19 protein-coding genes are annotated in these 16,971 nt (G+C 65.4%); 17 read left to right on the forward strand and 2 right to left on the reverse strand.

Annotated features, from left to right (window positions below; genetic code table 11):
• Positions 1 to 25: 25 nt before the first annotated feature.
• The 8 genes from TO66_RS08265 to TO66_RS08300 all read left to right on the forward strand — a co-directional run bounded on the left by TO66_RS08265 (position 26) and on the right by TO66_RS08300 (position 7,891).
• The gene (locus TO66_RS08265) at positions 26 to 2,302 is read left to right on the forward strand and encodes a chemotaxis protein CheA (RefSeq protein ID WP_044461874.1); all 2,277 of its coding nucleotides are present in this window, start codon (positions 26 to 28) and stop codon (positions 2,300 to 2,302) included.
• Between the two features lie 49 nt (positions 2,303 to 2,351).
• Complete coding sequence (locus tag TO66_RS08270) at positions 2,352 to 3,479, forward strand: chemotaxis response regulator protein-glutamate methylesterase (RefSeq protein WP_044461875.1); 1,128 nt, start codon at positions 2,352 to 2,354, stop codon at positions 3,477 to 3,479.
• Positions 3,479 to 4,219: a flagellar motor protein gene (locus TO66_RS08275; RefSeq protein WP_044461876.1), complete on the forward strand. Its 741-nt coding sequence runs from the start codon at positions 3,479 to 3,481 to the stop codon at positions 4,217 to 4,219. Before TO66_RS08270 ends, TO66_RS08275 begins: the two co-directional genes overlap by 1 nt.
• 10 nt (positions 4,220 to 4,229) lie before the next feature.
• Entirely contained in the window at positions 4,230 to 5,114 is an 885-nt protein-coding gene (gene motD, locus TO66_RS08280; RefSeq protein ID WP_044461877.1) for a flagellar motor protein MotD, read from the forward strand.
• A gap of 50 nt (positions 5,115 to 5,164) precedes the next feature.
• Complete coding sequence (locus tag TO66_RS08285) at positions 5,165 to 5,953, forward strand: ParA family protein (RefSeq protein ID WP_044461878.1); 789 nt, start codon at positions 5,165 to 5,167, stop codon at positions 5,951 to 5,953.
• Between the two features lie 84 nt (positions 5,954 to 6,037).
• The gene (locus tag TO66_RS08290; protein ID WP_044465973.1) at positions 6,038 to 6,937 is read left to right on the forward strand and encodes a CheW domain-containing protein; all 900 of its coding nucleotides are present in this window, start codon (positions 6,038 to 6,040) and stop codon (positions 6,935 to 6,937) included.
• 78 nt (positions 6,938 to 7,015) lie between these two features.
• On the forward strand, positions 7,016 to 7,498 hold the full coding sequence (locus TO66_RS08295) for a chemotaxis protein CheW (RefSeq protein WP_011060011.1): 483 nt from the start codon (positions 7,016 to 7,018) through the stop codon (positions 7,496 to 7,498).
• A complete protein-coding gene (locus TO66_RS08300; protein ID WP_044461879.1) occupies positions 7,499 to 7,891 on the forward strand; it encodes a DUF2802 domain-containing protein in 393 nt (130 codons plus the stop codon).
• 40 nt (positions 7,892 to 7,931) lie between these two features.
• Here TO66_RS08300 and TO66_RS08305 read toward each other — a convergent pair whose 3' ends face one another.
• Both TO66_RS08305 and TO66_RS08310 read right to left on the reverse strand, forming a co-directional pair.
• Complete coding sequence (locus tag TO66_RS08305; protein ID WP_044461880.1) at positions 7,932 to 8,261, reverse strand: EscU/YscU/HrcU family type III secretion system export apparatus switch protein; 330 nt, start codon at positions 8,259 to 8,261, stop codon at positions 7,932 to 7,934.
• Positions 8,258 to 9,829 (reverse strand): flagellar hook-length control protein FliK, encoded by a 1,572-nt coding sequence (locus tag TO66_RS08310; protein ID WP_044461881.1) that lies wholly within the window; start codon positions 9,827 to 9,829, stop codon positions 8,258 to 8,260. The genes TO66_RS08305 and TO66_RS08310 overlap by 4 nt, the downstream gene beginning before the upstream one ends.
• A 197-nt stretch (positions 9,830 to 10,026) precedes the next feature.
• Between TO66_RS08310 and ccmA the strand changes: the two genes are divergently transcribed.
• From ccmA to ccmI, 9 genes are all read left to right on the forward strand, one after another.
• Positions 10,027 to 10,662 (forward strand): cytochrome c biogenesis heme-transporting ATPase CcmA, encoded by a 636-nt coding sequence (ccmA, locus tag TO66_RS08315; RefSeq protein ID WP_044461882.1) that lies wholly within the window; start codon positions 10,027 to 10,029, stop codon positions 10,660 to 10,662.
• Positions 10,659 to 11,327 (forward strand): heme exporter protein CcmB, encoded by a 669-nt coding sequence (gene ccmB / locus TO66_RS08320; RefSeq protein ID WP_044461883.1) that lies wholly within the window; start codon positions 10,659 to 10,661, stop codon positions 11,325 to 11,327. Before ccmA ends, ccmB begins: the two co-directional genes overlap by 4 nt.
• A 76-nt stretch (positions 11,328 to 11,403) precedes the next feature.
• The gene (locus TO66_RS08325; protein WP_044461884.1) at positions 11,404 to 12,159 is read left to right on the forward strand and encodes a heme ABC transporter permease; all 756 of its coding nucleotides are present in this window, start codon (positions 11,404 to 11,406) and stop codon (positions 12,157 to 12,159) included.
• Entirely contained in the window at positions 12,156 to 12,332 is a 177-nt protein-coding gene (ccmD, locus tag TO66_RS08330) for a heme exporter protein CcmD (protein WP_044461885.1), read from the forward strand. The genes TO66_RS08325 and ccmD overlap by 4 nt, the downstream gene beginning before the upstream one ends.
• On the forward strand, positions 12,329 to 12,778 hold the full coding sequence (gene ccmE / locus TO66_RS08335) for a cytochrome c maturation protein CcmE (protein ID WP_044461886.1): 450 nt from the start codon (positions 12,329 to 12,331) through the stop codon (positions 12,776 to 12,778). Before ccmD ends, ccmE begins: the two co-directional genes overlap by 4 nt.
• Positions 12,779 to 12,781: 3 nt before the next feature.
• On the forward strand, positions 12,782 to 14,770 hold the full coding sequence (locus TO66_RS08340) for a heme lyase CcmF/NrfE family subunit (RefSeq protein WP_044461887.1): 1,989 nt from the start codon (positions 12,782 to 12,784) through the stop codon (positions 14,768 to 14,770).
• Positions 14,767 to 15,303 carry a DsbE family thiol:disulfide interchange protein gene (locus tag TO66_RS08345; RefSeq protein ID WP_044461888.1) on the forward strand — a complete coding sequence of 179 codons (537 nt, stop codon included), beginning with the start codon at positions 14,767 to 14,769 and terminating at the stop codon, positions 15,301 to 15,303. The genes TO66_RS08340 and TO66_RS08345 overlap by 4 nt, the downstream gene beginning before the upstream one ends.
• The gene (locus TO66_RS08350; RefSeq protein ID WP_044461889.1) at positions 15,300 to 15,770 is read left to right on the forward strand and encodes a cytochrome c-type biogenesis protein; all 471 of its coding nucleotides are present in this window, start codon (positions 15,300 to 15,302) and stop codon (positions 15,768 to 15,770) included. Before TO66_RS08345 ends, TO66_RS08350 begins: the two co-directional genes overlap by 4 nt.
• Positions 15,767 to 16,969: a c-type cytochrome biogenesis protein CcmI gene (gene ccmI / locus TO66_RS08355; protein WP_044461890.1), complete on the forward strand. Its 1,203-nt coding sequence runs from the start codon at positions 15,767 to 15,769 to the stop codon at positions 16,967 to 16,969. Before TO66_RS08350 ends, ccmI begins: the two co-directional genes overlap by 4 nt.
• Positions 16,970 to 16,971 lie beyond the last annotated feature (2 nt).

Here is a 16,971-nt window from a genome sequence, read left to right on the forward strand (position 1 = left end):
TCAGACCTAGTAGGAGCACCCATTAATGAGCTTCGGCGCCGATGAAGAGATCCTTCAGGATTTTCTGGTTGAGGCCGGCGAGATTCTAGAGCAACTGTCCGAACAACTGGTCGAGCTGGAAAGCCGGCCGGACGATGCAGACTTGCTCAATGCAATTTTTCGCGGTTTTCACACTGTTAAAGGGGGCGCCGGCTTCCTCCAGCTCAACGAGCTGGTGGAGTGCTGCCACATCGCCGAGAACGTGTTCGACATCCTGCGCAAGGGTGAGCGCCGCGTCGACGCGGAACTGATGGACGTGGTACTCGAAGCGCTGGACGCGGTGAATGGCATGTTCGGCCAGGTCCGCGAGCGTACCGAGATCACTGCCGCCACCCCGGAACTGCTGGCCGCCCTGGCTCGCCTGGCCGAGCCTGCCGGCGCCGAGGAGGCTGCCGCGCCAGTCGAACCCGAGATCGCCGAGCCGGTTGCCGAAGTGGCCGCCGAAAGCGAGTCGGGCGATATCACCGACAGCGAGTTCGAGCAGTTGCTCGATTCGCTCCAGGCCGCCAAGACCGAGGCCGAAGCCCCGGTGGCAGCCGCTCCCGTAGCCGATGGCGAAGCGGCCAGTGACGAAATCACTGACGCCGAGTTCGAGTCGCTGCTCGACCAATTGCATGGCAAGGGCCAGTTCGCACCCGATGCGGTGGCGCCTTCGGCCAGTACGCCGGCAGCGGAAAAGACCGCCGCCAGCGACGAAATCACCGATGACGAATTCGAGGCCTTGCTGGACCAGCTGCACGGCAAGGGCAACTTTGCCGTCGATGCGCTGGAGTCCGCGGTGGCCACGGCGGTGCCGCCGGCCGCACCGAGCGCGGCAGCCGCCGGTAGCGATCTGATCACCGACCAGGAATTCGAATCCCTGCTCGACGAGCTGCATGGCAAGGGCAAGTTCTCGGAAGTGCCGGCTGCCGCTGCGGCGACCGTTGGCAGTGCCGCCGCCACTGCTGCGGCGCCAGCCGCCGTCGCCAAGCCGGCGGCGAAGAAGGTCGAGCCCAAGGCCGAGACGCCGAAACCGGCGCCCGCGCCAGCCGCTGCCGCTCCGGCTCCAGCCCGTGCACCGGCTGCCGCCCCGGCGGAAAAACCGGTCAGCGAAGCCGAAACCACGGTGCGGGTCGATACCGCGCGCCTGGACGAAATCATGAACATGGTCGGCGAACTGGTACTGGTGCGTAACCGCCTGGTGCGCCTGGGGCTCAACAGCGGCGACGAAGCCATGTCCAAGGCCGTGTCGAACCTCGACGTGGTCACCGCCGACCTGCAGACCGCGGTGATGAAGACCCGGATGCAGCCGATCAAGAAAGTCTTCGGCCGCTTCCCGCGCCTGGTTCGCGACCTGGCCCGCCAGCTCAAGAAAGAGATCAACCTGGAGCTGGTCGGCGAAGAGACCGACCTCGACAAGAACCTCGTCGAGGCCCTGGCCGACCCGCTGGTGCACTTGGTGCGCAACGCCGTCGACCACGGTATCGAGTCGCCGGAAGAGCGCGAGGCTTCGGGCAAGTCCCGGGGCGGCAAGGTGGTGCTGGCCGCCGAGCAGGAAGGCGACCACATCCTGTTGTCGATCTCCGACGACGGCAAGGGCATGGACCCGAACGTCCTGCGTGCCATCGCGGTCAAGCGCGGGGTCATGGACAAGGATGCCGCCGATCGTTTGAGCGACACCGAGTGCTACAACCTGATCTTCGCCCCGGGCTTCTCGACCAAGACCGAGATCTCCGACGTGTCCGGCCGCGGCGTGGGCATGGACGTGGTGAAGACCAAGATTTCCCAGCTCAACGGTTCGATCAACATCTACTCGACCAAGGGCCAGGGCTCGAAGATCGTCATCAAGGTGCCGCTGACCCTGGCGATCATGCCGACCCTGATGGTGATGCTGGGCAACCAGGCGTTCGCCTTCCCGCTGGTCAACGTCAACGAGATCTTCCACCTGGACCTGTCGCGCACCAACGTGGTCGACGGCCAGGAGGTGGTGATCGTGCGCGACAAGGCGCTGCCCCTGTTCTACCTCAAGCGCTGGCTGGTCAGCTCCGCGGTTCATGAAGAGCAGCGCGAAGGCCACGTGGTGATCCTTTCGGTCGGCACCCAGCGCATCGGCTTCGTCGTCGATCAACTGGTCGGCCAGGAAGAAGTCGTCATCAAGCCATTGGGCAAGATGCTCCAGGGAACACCGGGCATGTCCGGCGCCACCATCACCGGTGACGGCCGCATCGCCCTGATTCTCGATGTTCCGAGCATGCTCAAGCGTTACGCCGCACGGCGTATTTGAATACCGGAGGGGCGGGGCCATTTGCCTTGCCCCGCCTAACGGAGTGTTTATGGCAGTCAAGGTCCTGGTGGTGGACGATTCGGGGTTTTTCCGCCGCCGCGTCTCGGAAATTCTTTCAGCGGATATCAATATCCAGGTCGTCGGTACCGCGACCAATGGCAAAGAGGCGATCGATCAGGCCCTGGCGCTCAAGCCGGACGTGATCACCATGGACTACGAGATGCCGATGATGGATGGCATCACGGCCGTGCGGCACATCATGCAGCGCTGCCCGACGCCGGTCCTGATGTTCTCCTCGCTGACCCATGAAGGCGCCCGGGTGACCCTGGATGCGCTGGATGCCGGCGCGGTGGATTTCCTGCCGAAGAACTTCGAGGACATCTCGCGCAATCCGGAGAAGGTCAAGCAGCTGCTGTGCGAGAAGGTCCACAGCATCTCGCGCAGCAATCGTCGTTTCAGCAGCTACAGCGCACCGGCGCCACAACCGCCGGCCGCGCCTGCACCTGCGCCCTCGAGTTCCAGCAGTTTCAGCGGTTCGCTCCCGGCACGTCCGGCCCCGGCTCCTGCGCCAGTGCGCAGCTCGGCCGCGGGCTCGTCGTCGGCGCCCAAGCGCAAGGCCTACAAACTGGTGGCCATCGGTACCTCCACCGGCGGCCCGGTGGCGCTGCAACGGGTCTTGACCCAGTTGCCGGCCAACTTCCCGGCGCCGATCGTGCTGATCCAGCACATGCCGGCGGCCTTCACCAAGGCGTTCGCCGAGCGCCTGGACAAGCTGTGCCGCATCAGCGTCAAGGAAGCCGAGGATGGCGACATCCTGCGTCCGGGCCTGGCGCTGCTGGCACCGGGTGGCAAACAGATGATGGTCGACGGCCGTGGCGCGGTGAAAATCCTGCCGGGCGATGAGCGCCTGAACTACAAGCCGTGCGTGGATATCACCTTCGGCTCGGCGGCCAAGTCCTACGGCGACAAAGTTCTGGCGGTGGTGCTCACCGGCATGGGCGCCGACGGCCGCGAAGGCGCGCGCCTGCTCAAGCAGGGCGGCAGCGCGGTCTGGGCCCAGGACGAGGCGAGCTGCGTGATCTACGGCATGCCGATGGCCATCGTCAAGGCAGACCTGGCGGATGCGGTGTACAGCCTGGACGATATCGGCAAGCACCTGGTCGAGGCGTGCCTCTGATGGATGTCCTGAGCCTCATCGGCATCATCATGGCGTTCGTCGCCATCATCGGCGGCAATTACCTGGAAGGCGGTCACCTGTCGGCCCTGGCCAACGGCCCGGCCGCGCTGATCGTGCTGGGCGGCACCATCGGCGCGGCGTTGTTGCAGTCGCCGCTGAGCGCCTTCAAGCGCGCCATGCAGATTCTCGTCTGGATCCTGTTTCCGCCGCGGGTCGACCTGCCCGGCGGCATCGACCGTGTCGTCAACTGGAGCCTGACCGCGCGCAAGGAAGGCCTGCTGGGCCTGGAAGGCGTGGCGGACGCCGAGCCCGACACCTACTCGCGCAAGGGCTTGCAGTTGCTGGTGGACGGCGCCGAGCCGGAATCCATCCGCAGCATCCTGGAAGTGGATTTCTACACCCAGGAGAGCCGCGACATCGAGGCGGCGAAAGTCTTCGAAAGCATGGGCGGCTACGCGCCGACCATCGGGATCATCGGCGCGGTCATGGGCCTGATCCACGTCATGGGCAACCTGGCCGATCCGTCGCAGCTGGGCAGCGGCATCGCCGTGGCGTTCGTCGCGACCATCTACGGTGTGGCCAGCGCCAACCTGGTGTTGCTGCCGATCGCCGCCAAGCTCAAGTCGATAGCCTTGCGGCAGTCGCGTTATCGCGAAATGTTGCTTGAAGGAATCCTGTCGATTGCCGAAGGTGAAAACCCTCGCTCCATCGAGTTGAAGCTGCAAGGCTTCATGGACTAAGGGAATAGCCATGGCACGTCGTCGCCAGCAGGAAGAACACGTCAACCACGAACGCTGGCTGGTGTCCTACGCGGACTTCATCACCTTGCTGTTCGCGTTCTTTGTGGTCATGTACTCGATCTCCTCGATCAACGAAGGCAAGTACAAGGTCATTTCCGAAGCGCTGATTGGCGTGTTCACCGATTCGGATCGCGCCCTCAAGCCGATCCCGATCGGCGAGGAGCGCCCGCAGACCGTGACCCCGGCCAAGCCGCTGGTCAAGGACAGCGAGCAGACCGATGCCGGCATCGCCGGTGCCAGCGACCCGCTGAAAAGCATCGCCGACGACATCAGCGCGGCGTTCGGCGACCTGATCAGTTCCAACCAGATGACGGTGCGTGGCAACGAGCTGTGGGTCGAGATCGAGCTCAATTCCAGCCTGCTGTTCGGCAGTGGCGATGCCATGCCCAGCGACCTGGCGTTCAATATCATCGACAAGGTGGCGGCGATCCTCAAACCCTTCGACAACCCGATCCATGTCGAGGGGTTCACCGATAACCAGCCGATCCAGACCGCGCAATACCCGACCAACTGGGAGTTGTCGTCGGCCCGTTCGGCGAGCATCGTGCGCATGCTGGCGATGCAGGGCGTCAATCCGCAGCGCCTGGCGTCAGTCGGCTACGGTGAGTTCCAGCCGGTAGCCAATAACGCGACGGCCGAAGGCCGGGCCCGCAATCGCCGGGTAGTGCTGGTGGTGTCGCGCAATCTCGATGTCCGCCGCAGCCTGACGGGCACCGGCACGGCTCACGCGACGCCTGACGCGGCCTTGAAGCGGGCTGGCACACAAACTGCACCAACCCCCGTCAAGACGCCGGGACGCGAGAGTGCCGTCAATTCTCCGTCACCGACTTTATAACTGGGTGCTATTTCTCGGTCGGCCCGCGCCTGCCGGGAGGAACGATCTGAATGAGAGTCTGGGCAGTTGCCAATCAAAAGGGTGGTGTCGGTAAGACCACCAGTTCCATCGCTCTGGCCGGTTTGCTGGCCGAGGCGGGCAAGCGCGTGGTCGTGGTCGATCTCGACCCCCACGGCTCCATGACCAGCTATTTCGGCTATGACCCGGACAGCCTGGAACACAGTAACTACGACCTGTTCCTGCATAAGGGCAGCGTGCCCCAGGGCTTGCCCGGGCAGTTGCTGCTGTCGACCAGCGACGAACGTATTTCCCTGCTGCCTTCGAGCACCGCGCTGGCGACCCTGGAGCGCCAGTCGCCGGGCCAGAGCGGCCTGGGCCTGGTGATCGCCAAGAGCCTGGCGCAGCTGTGGCAGGATTTCGACTACGCGATCATCGACAGCCCGCCGCTGCTCGGGGTGCTGATGGTCAATGCCCTGGCGGCGAGCCAGCAACTGGTGATCCCGGTGCAGACCGAGCACCTGGCGGTCAAGGGCCTGGAGCGCATGGTCAATACCTTGGCGATGATCAACCGCTCGCGCAAACAGGCGCTGCCGTTCAGCATCGTGCCGACCCTGTTCGATCGCCGGACCCAGGCCTCCCTGGGCACCCTGCGGGTGTTGCGCGACAAGTTTCCGGACGAGATCTGGCAGGGCTATATCCCGGTCGATACGCGCCTGCGCGATGCCAGCCGGGCGGGGCTGACGCCGTCGCAATTCGACGGCAAGAGCCGTGGCGTACTGGCCTATCGCGCCTTGCTCAAGCATTTGCTGGCCCAGCAACTTGTCCCGCAGGTGGCCTGACGTGCCGGATCATTCAAGTCTGCTGCCGGTCTGGCCGATAAAGCCTACAGGTCACCGTGCTGGGTTTTATCCATGGGCATCCTCATGAACCGTCCTCTCGACATCAAGTCCCGGCCGCAGCTGGCGCTGCAGTCCTACCTGGACGCGTTGCTGCAGGATGCCACCGAAGAAGAATTCGCGGTTCCCGAAGCCCTGCCCGAGGTCGCGGCGGTCGTTGTGCAGGCCGAGGCCTCGACCGAGGTCCTGGACGAGTTCCAGGCCGCGGTGCTCGAAGAGCAGGCGCGCGATGCCGAGGCTCAGCGAGCGGCGCCCGAGGCGCTTGTCCCGCCGCCAACCCGTGTCGAAGAGCCGGTGGTCGTTCCGGTGCTGGAGGCGCCCGCGCCGCTGCCGTCTTCGTTGTCGAGCGTGGCGCCCTTGCTGCAAGGGTTGGTCGAGCCCGTGGTCGAAGTGCATCGGCCGCCAAGCAGCACGCCGCCACCGGTGGCGGGCGATGATCGTCCAAGCTGGGCGGCGGAGCCTTTCGAGTGCCTGCTGTTCGATGTCGCCGGGTTGACGCTGGCGGTGCCGCTGGTGTGCCTGGGGTCGATCTATTCCCTGGCGGGGCATGAGCTGACGCCGCTGTTCGGGCAGCCGGAGTGGTTCCTCGGGATCCTGCCGAGCCAGGCCGGCAACCTGAAGGTGCTGGATACCGCGCGCTGGGTGATGCCGGACCGTTATCGCGACGATTTTCGCCAGGGACTGCAATACGTAATCTCGGTCCAGGGCTACGAGTGGGGGCTGGCGGTGCATCAGGTCAGCCGCTCGTTGCGCCTGGACCCGAACGAAATCAAATGGCGCAGCCATCGGGGCCAGCGGCCTTGGCTGGCGGGTACGGTGATCGAGCACATGTGCGCGCTGCTGGATGTTTCCGAGCTGGCCGAGCTGATCGCCGGCGGTGGCGCAAAACACATGGCAATCAGTAAACCGGCGCCGAAGCCGATATAGACAACAACAGGCTGCGCCGCCGGCGCGGCCACACCGAACACACGCCGTTTCCAACGGTTTTTTTAAGGGGTCAGGGGTATGAATAAGTCGTCGTCTGCACAGGGTTCTGAAGATCCGATCCTGCAATGGGTAACGTTCAAGCTGGATAACGAGTCCTACGGCATCAACGTGATGCGCGTGCAGGAAGTGCTGCGCTACACCGAGATCGCACCGGTGCCGGGTGCCCCGAGCTATGTGCTGGGCATCATCAACCTGCGCGGCAACGTGGTGACGGTGATCGACACCCGCCAGCGTTTCGGCCTGGTGCCGACCGAGGTCAACGACAACACGCGCATCGTGATCATCGAGGCCGACAAGCAAGTGGTCGGGATCATGGTCGACAGCGTGGCGGAAGTGGTTTACCTGCGTCAGTCGGAAGTCGAGACCGCGCCGAACGTCGGTAACGAAGAGTCGGCCAAGTTCATCCAGGGTGTCTGCAACAAGAACGGCGAGCTGCTGATCCTGGTCGAGCTGGACAAGATGATGAGCGAAGAAGAGTGGTCGGAACTGGAGAGTATCTGATTGATTCTCGAGGTTGCGGTAATTGTCCTGGCCGTCCTCTGGGTGGCCTCCCTGGCGTTGTTCCTGTCGTATGCCCGTAACCAGCGCCAGATAGCCGAGCAGCAGGCCCGAGGCGATGCGTTGCGCGACCAGCGCATCAAGGACCTGGCCAAGCGCGTCGACGACTACCAGAACGGTACGGTGCGCATGGGCGAGGACCTGCACGAGCTGCGTTCGGTGGTCGGCCCGCTGCCGGACAAGCTGGCCCAGTTGGAGCAGCGTGACCCGTCGAGCCTGTCTTTCGCCCAGGCCGCGCGCCTGGTGGGCATGGGCGCCAGCGTCGACGAGCTCACCCAGTCCTGTGGCCTGACCCAGGCCGAGGCCGAGTTGGTGAGCAAGCTGCACAAAGGTTGAAAATCCCTCGGTAGCCGCGGCCTGTGGCAGCGGCTGCCGATCAGTAGTCATCCCCGCCTGGCGTCACATCCTTCTCCAGCACCGCTTCCTGCGGTTCATGCCCGGCCGGGAACTTGCCCTTGAGGTTCCAGGCGAAGGCAATGATTTCGGCAATCGTCCGGTACAACTCTTCGGGAATGCTGTCGCCCAGTTCCAGGCGCGCCAGCAGTTTCACCAGCTCGGCGTTTTCATAGATCGGCACTTCGCAATCGCGGGCGATTTTCAGGATGGCTTCGGCCAGTTCGTCGTCGCCCTTGGCGGTCAGCGTGGGGGCGTGCTGGCCATCGTATTTGAGGGCGATGGCCTGGCGTGGGGGCGTCGGGTTATTCATGCGGTTTCATCGACCCAGCGTTGTTCCAGTCGGGTTTTCGGGCCTTGCGGCGGGGTGCCGAGATGGCAGTCCAGATCGCCGACATCCAGGCCGCAGGTGAGCAGCCGCTCCCGCAGGCTGCCCAGGTGGCTTTCGATCAGGCTCGCGGTAAACGGCCGCTGCGCCCAGAGCTGGCTGGACAGGCGGCCCTTGAGCAGTTGCGCCTGTACTTGCAGCGGGCCCAGGGGTTCGAGGTCGAACGCCAGTTCGACGCGCCACAGCTGCTGTTTCGGCTCGCGCTCCTCGCGTTTTTCCTCGGGGGCTTGCTCCGCCGGGTCTTCACGCTGGAACTTGACTTGCAGGGGCACCACGTCCTGCATCGTGCGCATGGGGATTTCCAGTTGCCAGGTGGTCAGCAGCCGCCCGTCGTCGGTCAGGCCGCTCTGCTCCAGGCTGGCCAGCTGATGGCTCTGCAAGCGCGAAACGGCCGCCGCGGCCAAGCGCAACAGGTGTTCCAGGTCGCCTTCCTCTTCCAGGCTCTGCAGCAGGCGCGAGGGCAGGGGAAAGCCGCCAGGCTGGGGTTTGGCGCTGACCTGGCCGAGGGTGCCCAGGGCGCTGCGCACGAAGCTCGGCAAGGCCTGGGCCAGGGTGTTGGCGGCAACGATGGCGTTGAAACTGGTGCTGGCCGGCAAGCCTGGCGTCATCTGGGCGATCAGGCGCAGCAGATTGCCTTTCAGGTCGCCGTTCAGGGCGGGGCCGTCGCCGGCCAGCAGCCGCGATTCGAGGAAGGCGCCGCTATTGCCCAGGGCCTGGGCCAGGGCCTTGGGATTGCTCAGTTGCTGGAGGTCGGGCAGCCCGGCGAGCAGCTTGTCTACCGCGGCGCGCAGTTCAGGGGACGAGGTGTCGGACGGCGGCAGGTTCTGCAGCGCATTGAGCAGGCCGCTCAGCGAGGCCTGGCGGCTTTGCTGGGTGGCCAGTTGCTGGGCGATCGCCAGTTGCTCCTGGCGCCCGCTCAGCGGTACGAAGTTCAAGCTCTGCGAGCCCTGTACCAGGGCGCTCAGCAGGCTGCCGACGCGCAAGGGTTGTGGGCTGTCGATGCTCAGGGTGCTGCCGCCGAGGGCGGTGTTGAGCAGGCTCACCAGCGAGCGATAGACCGCTGGCTGCCCGGCTTCCCGGGGTTGCAGCTGGGTGGTCAGCACCTTGCCTTGCAGCAGGGTGCCGACCGGCAGTTGGCGGGTGTCGATCCGGGTCAGGGTGGCGACGCTGGCGGCAATCGCCTGCTGCACGGTGATGGCCAGGTTGCCCGCCGACGGCTGAGTCACCGCCAGGCTGGTGCCCTGGGGCAGTGGCTGGGTGCTGGTGGCCTGGACGGTGGTCTGCCGGCCGCCGTCGAGGGTGAGCTTGAGCAGCAGTTGGAAGGTCTGGTCGGCTTGCTTGAGCGACAGGACCTCGGCCTTGGCCGACTGGCCCGCTGCGATCAGCCCCTCCAGCGGCTGCAGCAGCTTGAGCAGTTCGCCGCTGACCGGCAGCGTGCGCACGGTCCCGGGCAGCAGCTGCGGTAGCGGGGGGAGGGTGATTTCGCCTGTCATCTGGACACAACCTGTGGAGAAATAGCCCTCTTTAGAGTAGGGCATCGCATGTATAATGCCGCCCGTCTTCGGGGGGCGTGGCGAAAACATCGCAAAAGTTTGACGCAGCTCTCTGGAACAGGCCGCCGATGCGTTTATTCTGCATCTCTTTAACGGCTGCTCCACTGCCGACTTGAACCGTAAAGGCCCACGATCACTTGACCAGTCCTCTTCTAGAAGCCGTAGCACTCGCCTGTGAGCGCGACCTGCGGCTGCTCTTCGAAAAGCTCGAACTGCGTCTGGCCAGCGGCGACATGTTGCAGATCAGCGGCCCCAACGGCAGCGGCAAGACCAGCCTGTTGCGCCTGCTGGCGGGGCTGATGCAGCCGACCAGCGGCCAGGTACTGCTCAATGGCCAGCCCCTCGACGCCCAGCGTGCGGAACTGGCGCGCAACCTGCTGTGGATCGGCCATGCCGCTGGCATCAAGGACCTGCTGACCGCCGAGGAAAACCTCAGCTGGCTCTGCGCCCTGCATCAGCCGGTGGGGCGCGAGGCGATCTGGCAGGCGCTGGCAGCGGTCGGCCTGCGCGGTTTCGAGGATGTGCCTTGCCACACCTTGTCCGCCGGCCAGCAACGCCGGGTGGCGTTGGCCCGCTTGTACCTGGACAGCCCGCCGCTGTGGATTCTCGACGAACCCTTCACCGCCCTGGACAAGCAGGGCGTGGCGCAACTGGAAGAACACCTGGCCGGCCACTGCGAACGCGGCGGCATGGTGATCCTCACCACCCACCACACCCTCGGCCGCATGCCGGCGGGCTACCGTGACCTCGACCTGGGGCAGTGGGCCGTATGAAAGTGTTCGCCCTGCTGCTCGCCCGCGAGTCCCGGCTGCTGTTTCGGCGTCCTGCCGAGTTGGCCAACCCGCTGGTGTTCTTCGCCATCGTTGTCGCACTGTTCCCGTTGGCGGTGGGACCTGAGACACAATTGTTGCAAACCTTGTCTCCGGGACTGGTCTGGGTAGCGGCGCTTTTATCGGTTTTGCTCTCGCTGGACGGGCTTTTTCGCAGTGATTTCGAGGACGGATCCCTGGAGCAGTGGGTCCTTTCGTCGCACCCCCTGCCTCTTCTGGTCCTGGCCAAGGTCCTGGCACACTGGGCCTTTTCCGGCCTGGCACTGGTCTTGCTCGCTCCTCTGCTGGCCCTGATGCTCGGCCTGCCCACGGCCTGCCTGCCGGTGCTGTTGCTGTCCCTGCTGCTGGGCACTCCGGTGCTGAGCCTGCTGGGGGCAGTGGGCGCGGCGTTGACGGTGGGACTCAAGCGCGGCGGCCTGTTGCTGGCGTTGCTGATCCTGCCCCTGTACATCCCGGTATTGATTCTCGGCAGTGGCGCCTTGCAGGCAGCCTTGCAAGGCATGCCGGCGACCGGTTACCTGTTGTGGCTTGGCAGCCTGACCGCCCTGGCGGTAACCCTGACACCCTTTGCAATAGCGGCTGGCCTGAAGATCAGCGTCGGCGAATAATGAGGTCTGATCATTTTTTGATCAGTAAAGACCCTGGCCGGGCGTGACAACGCTCGGCACCCGTGATGGAAACAGTATGAACTGGACCTGGTTTCATAAGCTCGGCTCGCCCAAGTGGTTCTATGGCATCAGCGGCAAGCTGTTGCCCTGGTTGAGCATCGCCGCCTTGTTGCTGATCACCGTCGGCGTCGTCTGGGGCCTGGCCTTCGCGCCGCCGGACTACCAGCAAGGCAACAGCTTCCGCATCATCTACATCCACGTGCCCACCGCGATGCTGGCCCAGTCCATCTACGTGATGCTGGCGGTGTGCGGAGTGGTCGGCCTGGTGTGGAAAATGAAACTGGCCGACGTCGCCCTGCAATGCGCGGCGCCCATCGGCGCCTGGATGACCGCCGTGGCGCTGGTCACCGGGGCCATCTGGGGCAAGCCGACCTGGGGTTCGTGGTGGGTCTGGGATGCGCGCCTGACGTCCATGCTGATCCTGCTGTTCCTGTATTTCGGGGTGATCGCCCTGGGCAACGCCATCAGCAACCGCGACAGCGCGGCCAAGGCCTGCGCGGTGCTGGCGATCGTCGGCGTGATCAACATCCCGATCATCAAATACTCGGTGGAGTGGTGGAACACCCTGCACCAGGGCGCGACGTTCACCCTGACCGAGAAGCCGGCGATGCCCGTCGAGATGTGGCTGCCGCTGCTGCTGACGGCGCTGGGGTTCTACTGTTTCTTCGGCGTGGTGCTGCTGCTGCGCATGCGCCTGGAAGTGCTCAAGCGCGAAGCCCGCGCCAGCTGGGTCAAGGCCGAAGTGCAGAACAGCCTGGAGGCCGCCTCATGAGTTTCGCTTCCTTCGGCGATTTTCTCGCCATGGGCCATCACGGCCTGTATGTCTGGTCGGCCTACGGCATCTGCCTGGCAGTGCTGGTCCTCAACGTGGCGGCGCCGCTGCTGGCCCGCAAGCGCTACCTGCAACAAGAGGCGCGTCGTATGCGCCGGGAGAACAATCAGTGAATCCGCTGCGTAAAAAGCGTCTGTTGATCATCCTTGGCGTGCTGGCGGGCGTGGCTGTCGCCGTCGGCCTGGCGTTGAGCGCCCTGCAACAGAACATCAACCTGTTCTATACCCCGACCCAGATCGCCAACGGCGAAGCGCCCTACGACACGCGGATCCGCGCCGGCGGCATGGTCGAGAAGGGGTCCCTGCAACGTTCCGCCGATTCGCTGGACGTGCGCTTCGTGGTCACCGATTTCAACAAGGCCGTGACCATCACCTATCGCGGCATCCTCCCGGACCTGTTCCGCGAAGGGCAGGGCATCGTTGCCCTGGGCAAGCTCAACGCCGACGGCGTGGTGGTGGCCGATGAGGTGCTGGCCAAGCACGACGAGAAATACATGCCGCCGGAAGTCACCAAGGCCCTGAAAGACAGTGGCCAGCCAGCGCCGGCCAAGGAGGGTTGATCGATGACGTCCGCAATCTTCATTCCCGAGCTCGGCCACCTGGCGATGATCCTGGCCCTGTGTTTCGCCCTGGTCCAGGCCGTGGTGCCGCTGCTCGGCGCCTGGCGCGGCGACCGCCTGTGGATGGGCCTGGCGCAGCCCGCGGCCTGGGGCCAGTTCGCCTTTCTCGCCTTTGCTTTCGGTTGCCTGACCTACGCCTTCATGGTCGATGATTTCTCGGTGGCCTATGTCGCCAGCAACTCCAACAGCGCCTTGCCCTGGTACTACAAGTTCAGCGCGGTGTGGGGCGCGCACGAAGGCTCGCTGCTGCTCTGGGCGCTGATCCTCGGCGGCTGGACCTTCGCCGTCTCGGTGTTCTCCCGGCAGTTGCCGCAGGTGATGCTGGCGCGGGTGCTGGCGGTGATGGGCATGATCAGCACCGGCTTCCTGTTGTTCCTGATCGTCACCTCCAACCCGTTCGCGCGGATCCTGCCGCAGGTTCCCGGCGATGGCCGCGACCTCAATCCGTTGCTGCAGGACATCGGCCTGATCGTGCACCCGCCGATGCTCTACATGGGCTATGTCGGGTTCTCCGTGGCCTTTGCCTTCGCTATCGCCGCCTTGCTCGGCGGGCGCCTGGACGCGGCCTGGGCCCGCTGGTCGCGGCCCTGGACCATCGTCGCCTGGGCATTCCTCGGCATCGGCATCACCCTCGGCTCCTGGTGGGCCTACTACGAGCTCGGCTGGGGTGGCTGGTGGTTCTGGGACCCGGTGGAAAACGCCTCGTTCATGCCCTGGCTGGTGGGCACCGCGCTGATCCATTCGCTGGCGGTCACCGAGAAGCGTGGGGTGTTCAAGAGCTGGACCGTGCTGCTGGCCATCGCCGCGTTCTCGTTGAGCCTGCTGGGGACCTTCCTGGTGCGTTCCGGGGTGCTGACCTCGGTGCACGCCTTCGCCTCCGACCCCGAGCGCGGGGTGTTCATCCTGATCTTCCTGCTGTTCGTGGTCGGCGGTTCGCTGACCCTGTTCGCCCTGCGCGCGCCGGTGGTCAAGAGCCAGGTCGGCTTCAACCTGTGGTCGCGGGAAACCCTGCTGCTGGGCAACAACCTGGTGCTGGTGGTGGCGGCCTCGATGATTCTGCTGGGCACCCTGTACCCGCTGGTGCTCGATGCCCTGAGCGGGGCCAAGCTGTCGGTCGGCCCGCCGTACTTCAATGCGCTGTTCATCCCGCTGATGGCGGTACTGATGGTGGTGATGGCGGTCGGCGTGGTGGTGCGCTGGAAAGACACCCCGGTCAAATGGCTGGCGAGCATGCTGGCCCCGGTGCTGCTGGGCAGCGTGGCGCTGGCGGTGGTGGCCGGCATCGCCTATGGCGACTTCAACTGGGCGGTGCTGGCGACCTTCCTGCTGGCGGCCTGGGTGCTGCTCGCCGGCGTGCGCGACATTTTCGACAAGACCCGCCACAAGGGCCTGCTCAAGGGCCTGCCCAGCCTGACCCGCAGCTACTGGGGCATGCACCTGGCGCACGTGGGCATCGCGGTCTGCGCCCTGGGCGTGGTGCTGTCGAGCCAGAACAGCGCCGAACGCGACCTGCGCCTGGAGCCGGGCGAGTCCATGGACCTGGCCGGCTACCACTTCATTTTCGAGGGCGCCAAGCACTTCGAGGGGCCGAACTTCACTTCTGACAAAGGCACTGTCCGGGTGGTTCGCGACGGCAAGGAAGTGGCGGTACTGCATCCGGAAAAACGCCTGTACACCGTGCAGAGTTCGATGATGACCGAAGCCGGGATCGACGCCGGTTTCACCCGTGACCTCTACGTCGCCCTCGGCGAGCCCCTGGGCGATGGCGCCTGGGCCGTGCGCGTGCACGTCAAGCCGTTCGTGCGCTGGATCTGGTTCGGCGGCCTGCTGACCGGGCTGGGTGGCCTACTGGCGGCGCTCGACCGGCGTTATCGGGTCAAAGTGAAAACCCGGGTGCGCGAGGCCCTGGGCATGACAGGAGCCACTGCATGAAACGCTGGATAATGTTGTTGCCGCTGGCGCTGTTCCTGCTGGTGGCGGTGTTCCTCTACCGCGGGTTGTACCTGGACCCGGCCGAGCTGCCGTCGGCGATGATCGGCAAGCCGTTCCCGGAGTTCTCGCTGCCGTCGGTGCAGGGCGACAAGACCCTGACCCGGGCCGATTTGCTGGGCAAGCCGGCGCTGGTCAACGTCTGGGGCACCTGGTGCATTTCCTGCCGGGTCGAGCACCCGGTGCTGAACAAGCTGGCGCAGCAGGGCGTGACCATCTATGGCGTCAACTACAAGGACGTCAACGCCGACGCCCTGAAATGGCTGGCCGAATTCCACAACCCCTACCTGCTGGACATCCGCGACGAGGAGGGCACCCTGGGCCTGAACCTGGGCGTGTACGGCGCGCCGGAAACCTTCTTCATCGACGCCAAGGGCATCATTCGCGACAAATACGTCGGGGTGATCGACGAAACCGTGTGGCGCGAAAAGCTGGCCGCCAAGTACCAGGCCCTGAGCGATGAGGCCAAGCCATGAGGCGCTGGCTGGCCGCGGCCATCCTGGGCCTGAGCATCGCCGGCGTGGCCCACGCGGCGATCGATACCTACGAGTTCGCCAACGACGCCGAGCGCGAGCGTTTTCGCGAGCTGACCAAAGAGCTGCGCTGCCCCAAGTGCCAGAACCAGGACATCGCCGACTCCAATGCGCCGATCGCCGCGGACCTGCGCAAGGAGATCTTCCGCATGCTCGGCGAAGGCAAGGACAACCAGCAGATCATCGATTTCATGGTCGACCGCTATGGCGACTTCGTGCGCTACAAGCCGGCGCTGACCGGCAAGACCGCGTTGCTCTGGTTCGGCCCCGCCGGCCTGCTGTTGGGCGGCGTGGTGATCATCGCGATGATTGTCCGGCGCCGGCGCGTACAGCGCAGCGACCGCCCGAACGCGCTTTCCCCTGACGAGCGTCAACGCCTCGACCAACTGTTGGAAAAAGACCACGAATGATTGATTTCTGGCTCGCCGCAGGCCTGCTGCTCCTGGTAGCCCTGAGTTTTCTGCTGATCCCGGTTCTGCGTGGCCGTCGTGCCCAGCGCGAAGAGGATCGTACCGCGCTGAACGTGGCGCTCTATCAAGAACGCGTGGCCGAGCTGCAAGGCCAGCAGGCCGAAGGCGTGCTCAGCGCCGAACAACTGGACAGCGGCCGTGCCGAGGCCGCGCGCGAACTGCTGGCCGACACCGAGGGCGGGGAACCGGCCCGGACGTCGCGGCTGAGCAAGCCGCTGCCCTTGCTGGCGGCACTCTTGGTGCCGGTGCTGGGCGTGGTGCTGTACCTGCATTTCGGCGCCAGCGACAAGGTCGAGCTGACCCGCGAGTTCGCCCAGGCCCCGCAATCGATGGAAGAGATGACCCGGCGCCTGGAGCGGGCGGTCGCTGCCCAGCCGGATTCCGCCGAGGGCCTGTATTTCCTCGGGCGTACCTATATGGCCCAGGACCGCCCGGCGGATGCGGCGAAGATCTTCGAGCGCACCGTGGCCCTGGCCGGGCGCCAGCCGGAACTGCTCGGCCAGTGGGCGCAGGCGCAGTACTTCGCCGACGGCAAGCAATGGTCGGACAAGGTCCAGGCCCTGACCGACGAAGCGCTGAAGGCCGACCCGAAGGAAGTCACCAGCCTGGGCCTGCTGGGGATCGCCGCCTTCGAGGGCGAGCGTTATCAAGAGGCCATCGATTACTGGAACCGCCTGCTGGCGCAACTGCCGGCGGACGACAACTCCCGTGCCGCGCTGCAGGGTGGCATCGACCGCGCGACCGAGAAGCTGCAGGCCAGCGGTGGCAAGGTGGCCCAGGCCCCGGCGGCCAAGGCCGCGGCGCTGCTCAAGGTGCGGGTCGACCTGGCCGCGGACCTCAAGGCCAAGGTGCAGCCGGGCGACAGTGTGTTCATCTTCGCCCGCGCCACCTCCGGCCCGCCGGCACCGCTGGCGGCCAAGCGCCTGACCGTGGCCGACCTGCCGGTGACCGTCGAGCTGGGCGATGCCGATGCGATGATGCCGCAGTTGAAACTGTCGAACTTCCCGGAAGTCCAACTGGTTGCGCGGGTGTCCCGCGCCGGCCAGCCGACGGCCGGCGAGTGGGTGGGACGCAGCCAGCCCCTGGCCAGCAGCACCACCGCGCCGCAGCAACTGACCATCGACAGCCCGGATAAATAAAG

Origin of the sequence: Pseudomonas sp. MRSN 12121 (genome assembly GCF_000931465.1) — a bacterium.
In the GTDB taxonomy this organism is placed as follows: domain Bacteria; phylum Pseudomonadota; class Gammaproteobacteria; order Pseudomonadales; family Pseudomonadaceae; genus Aquipseudomonas.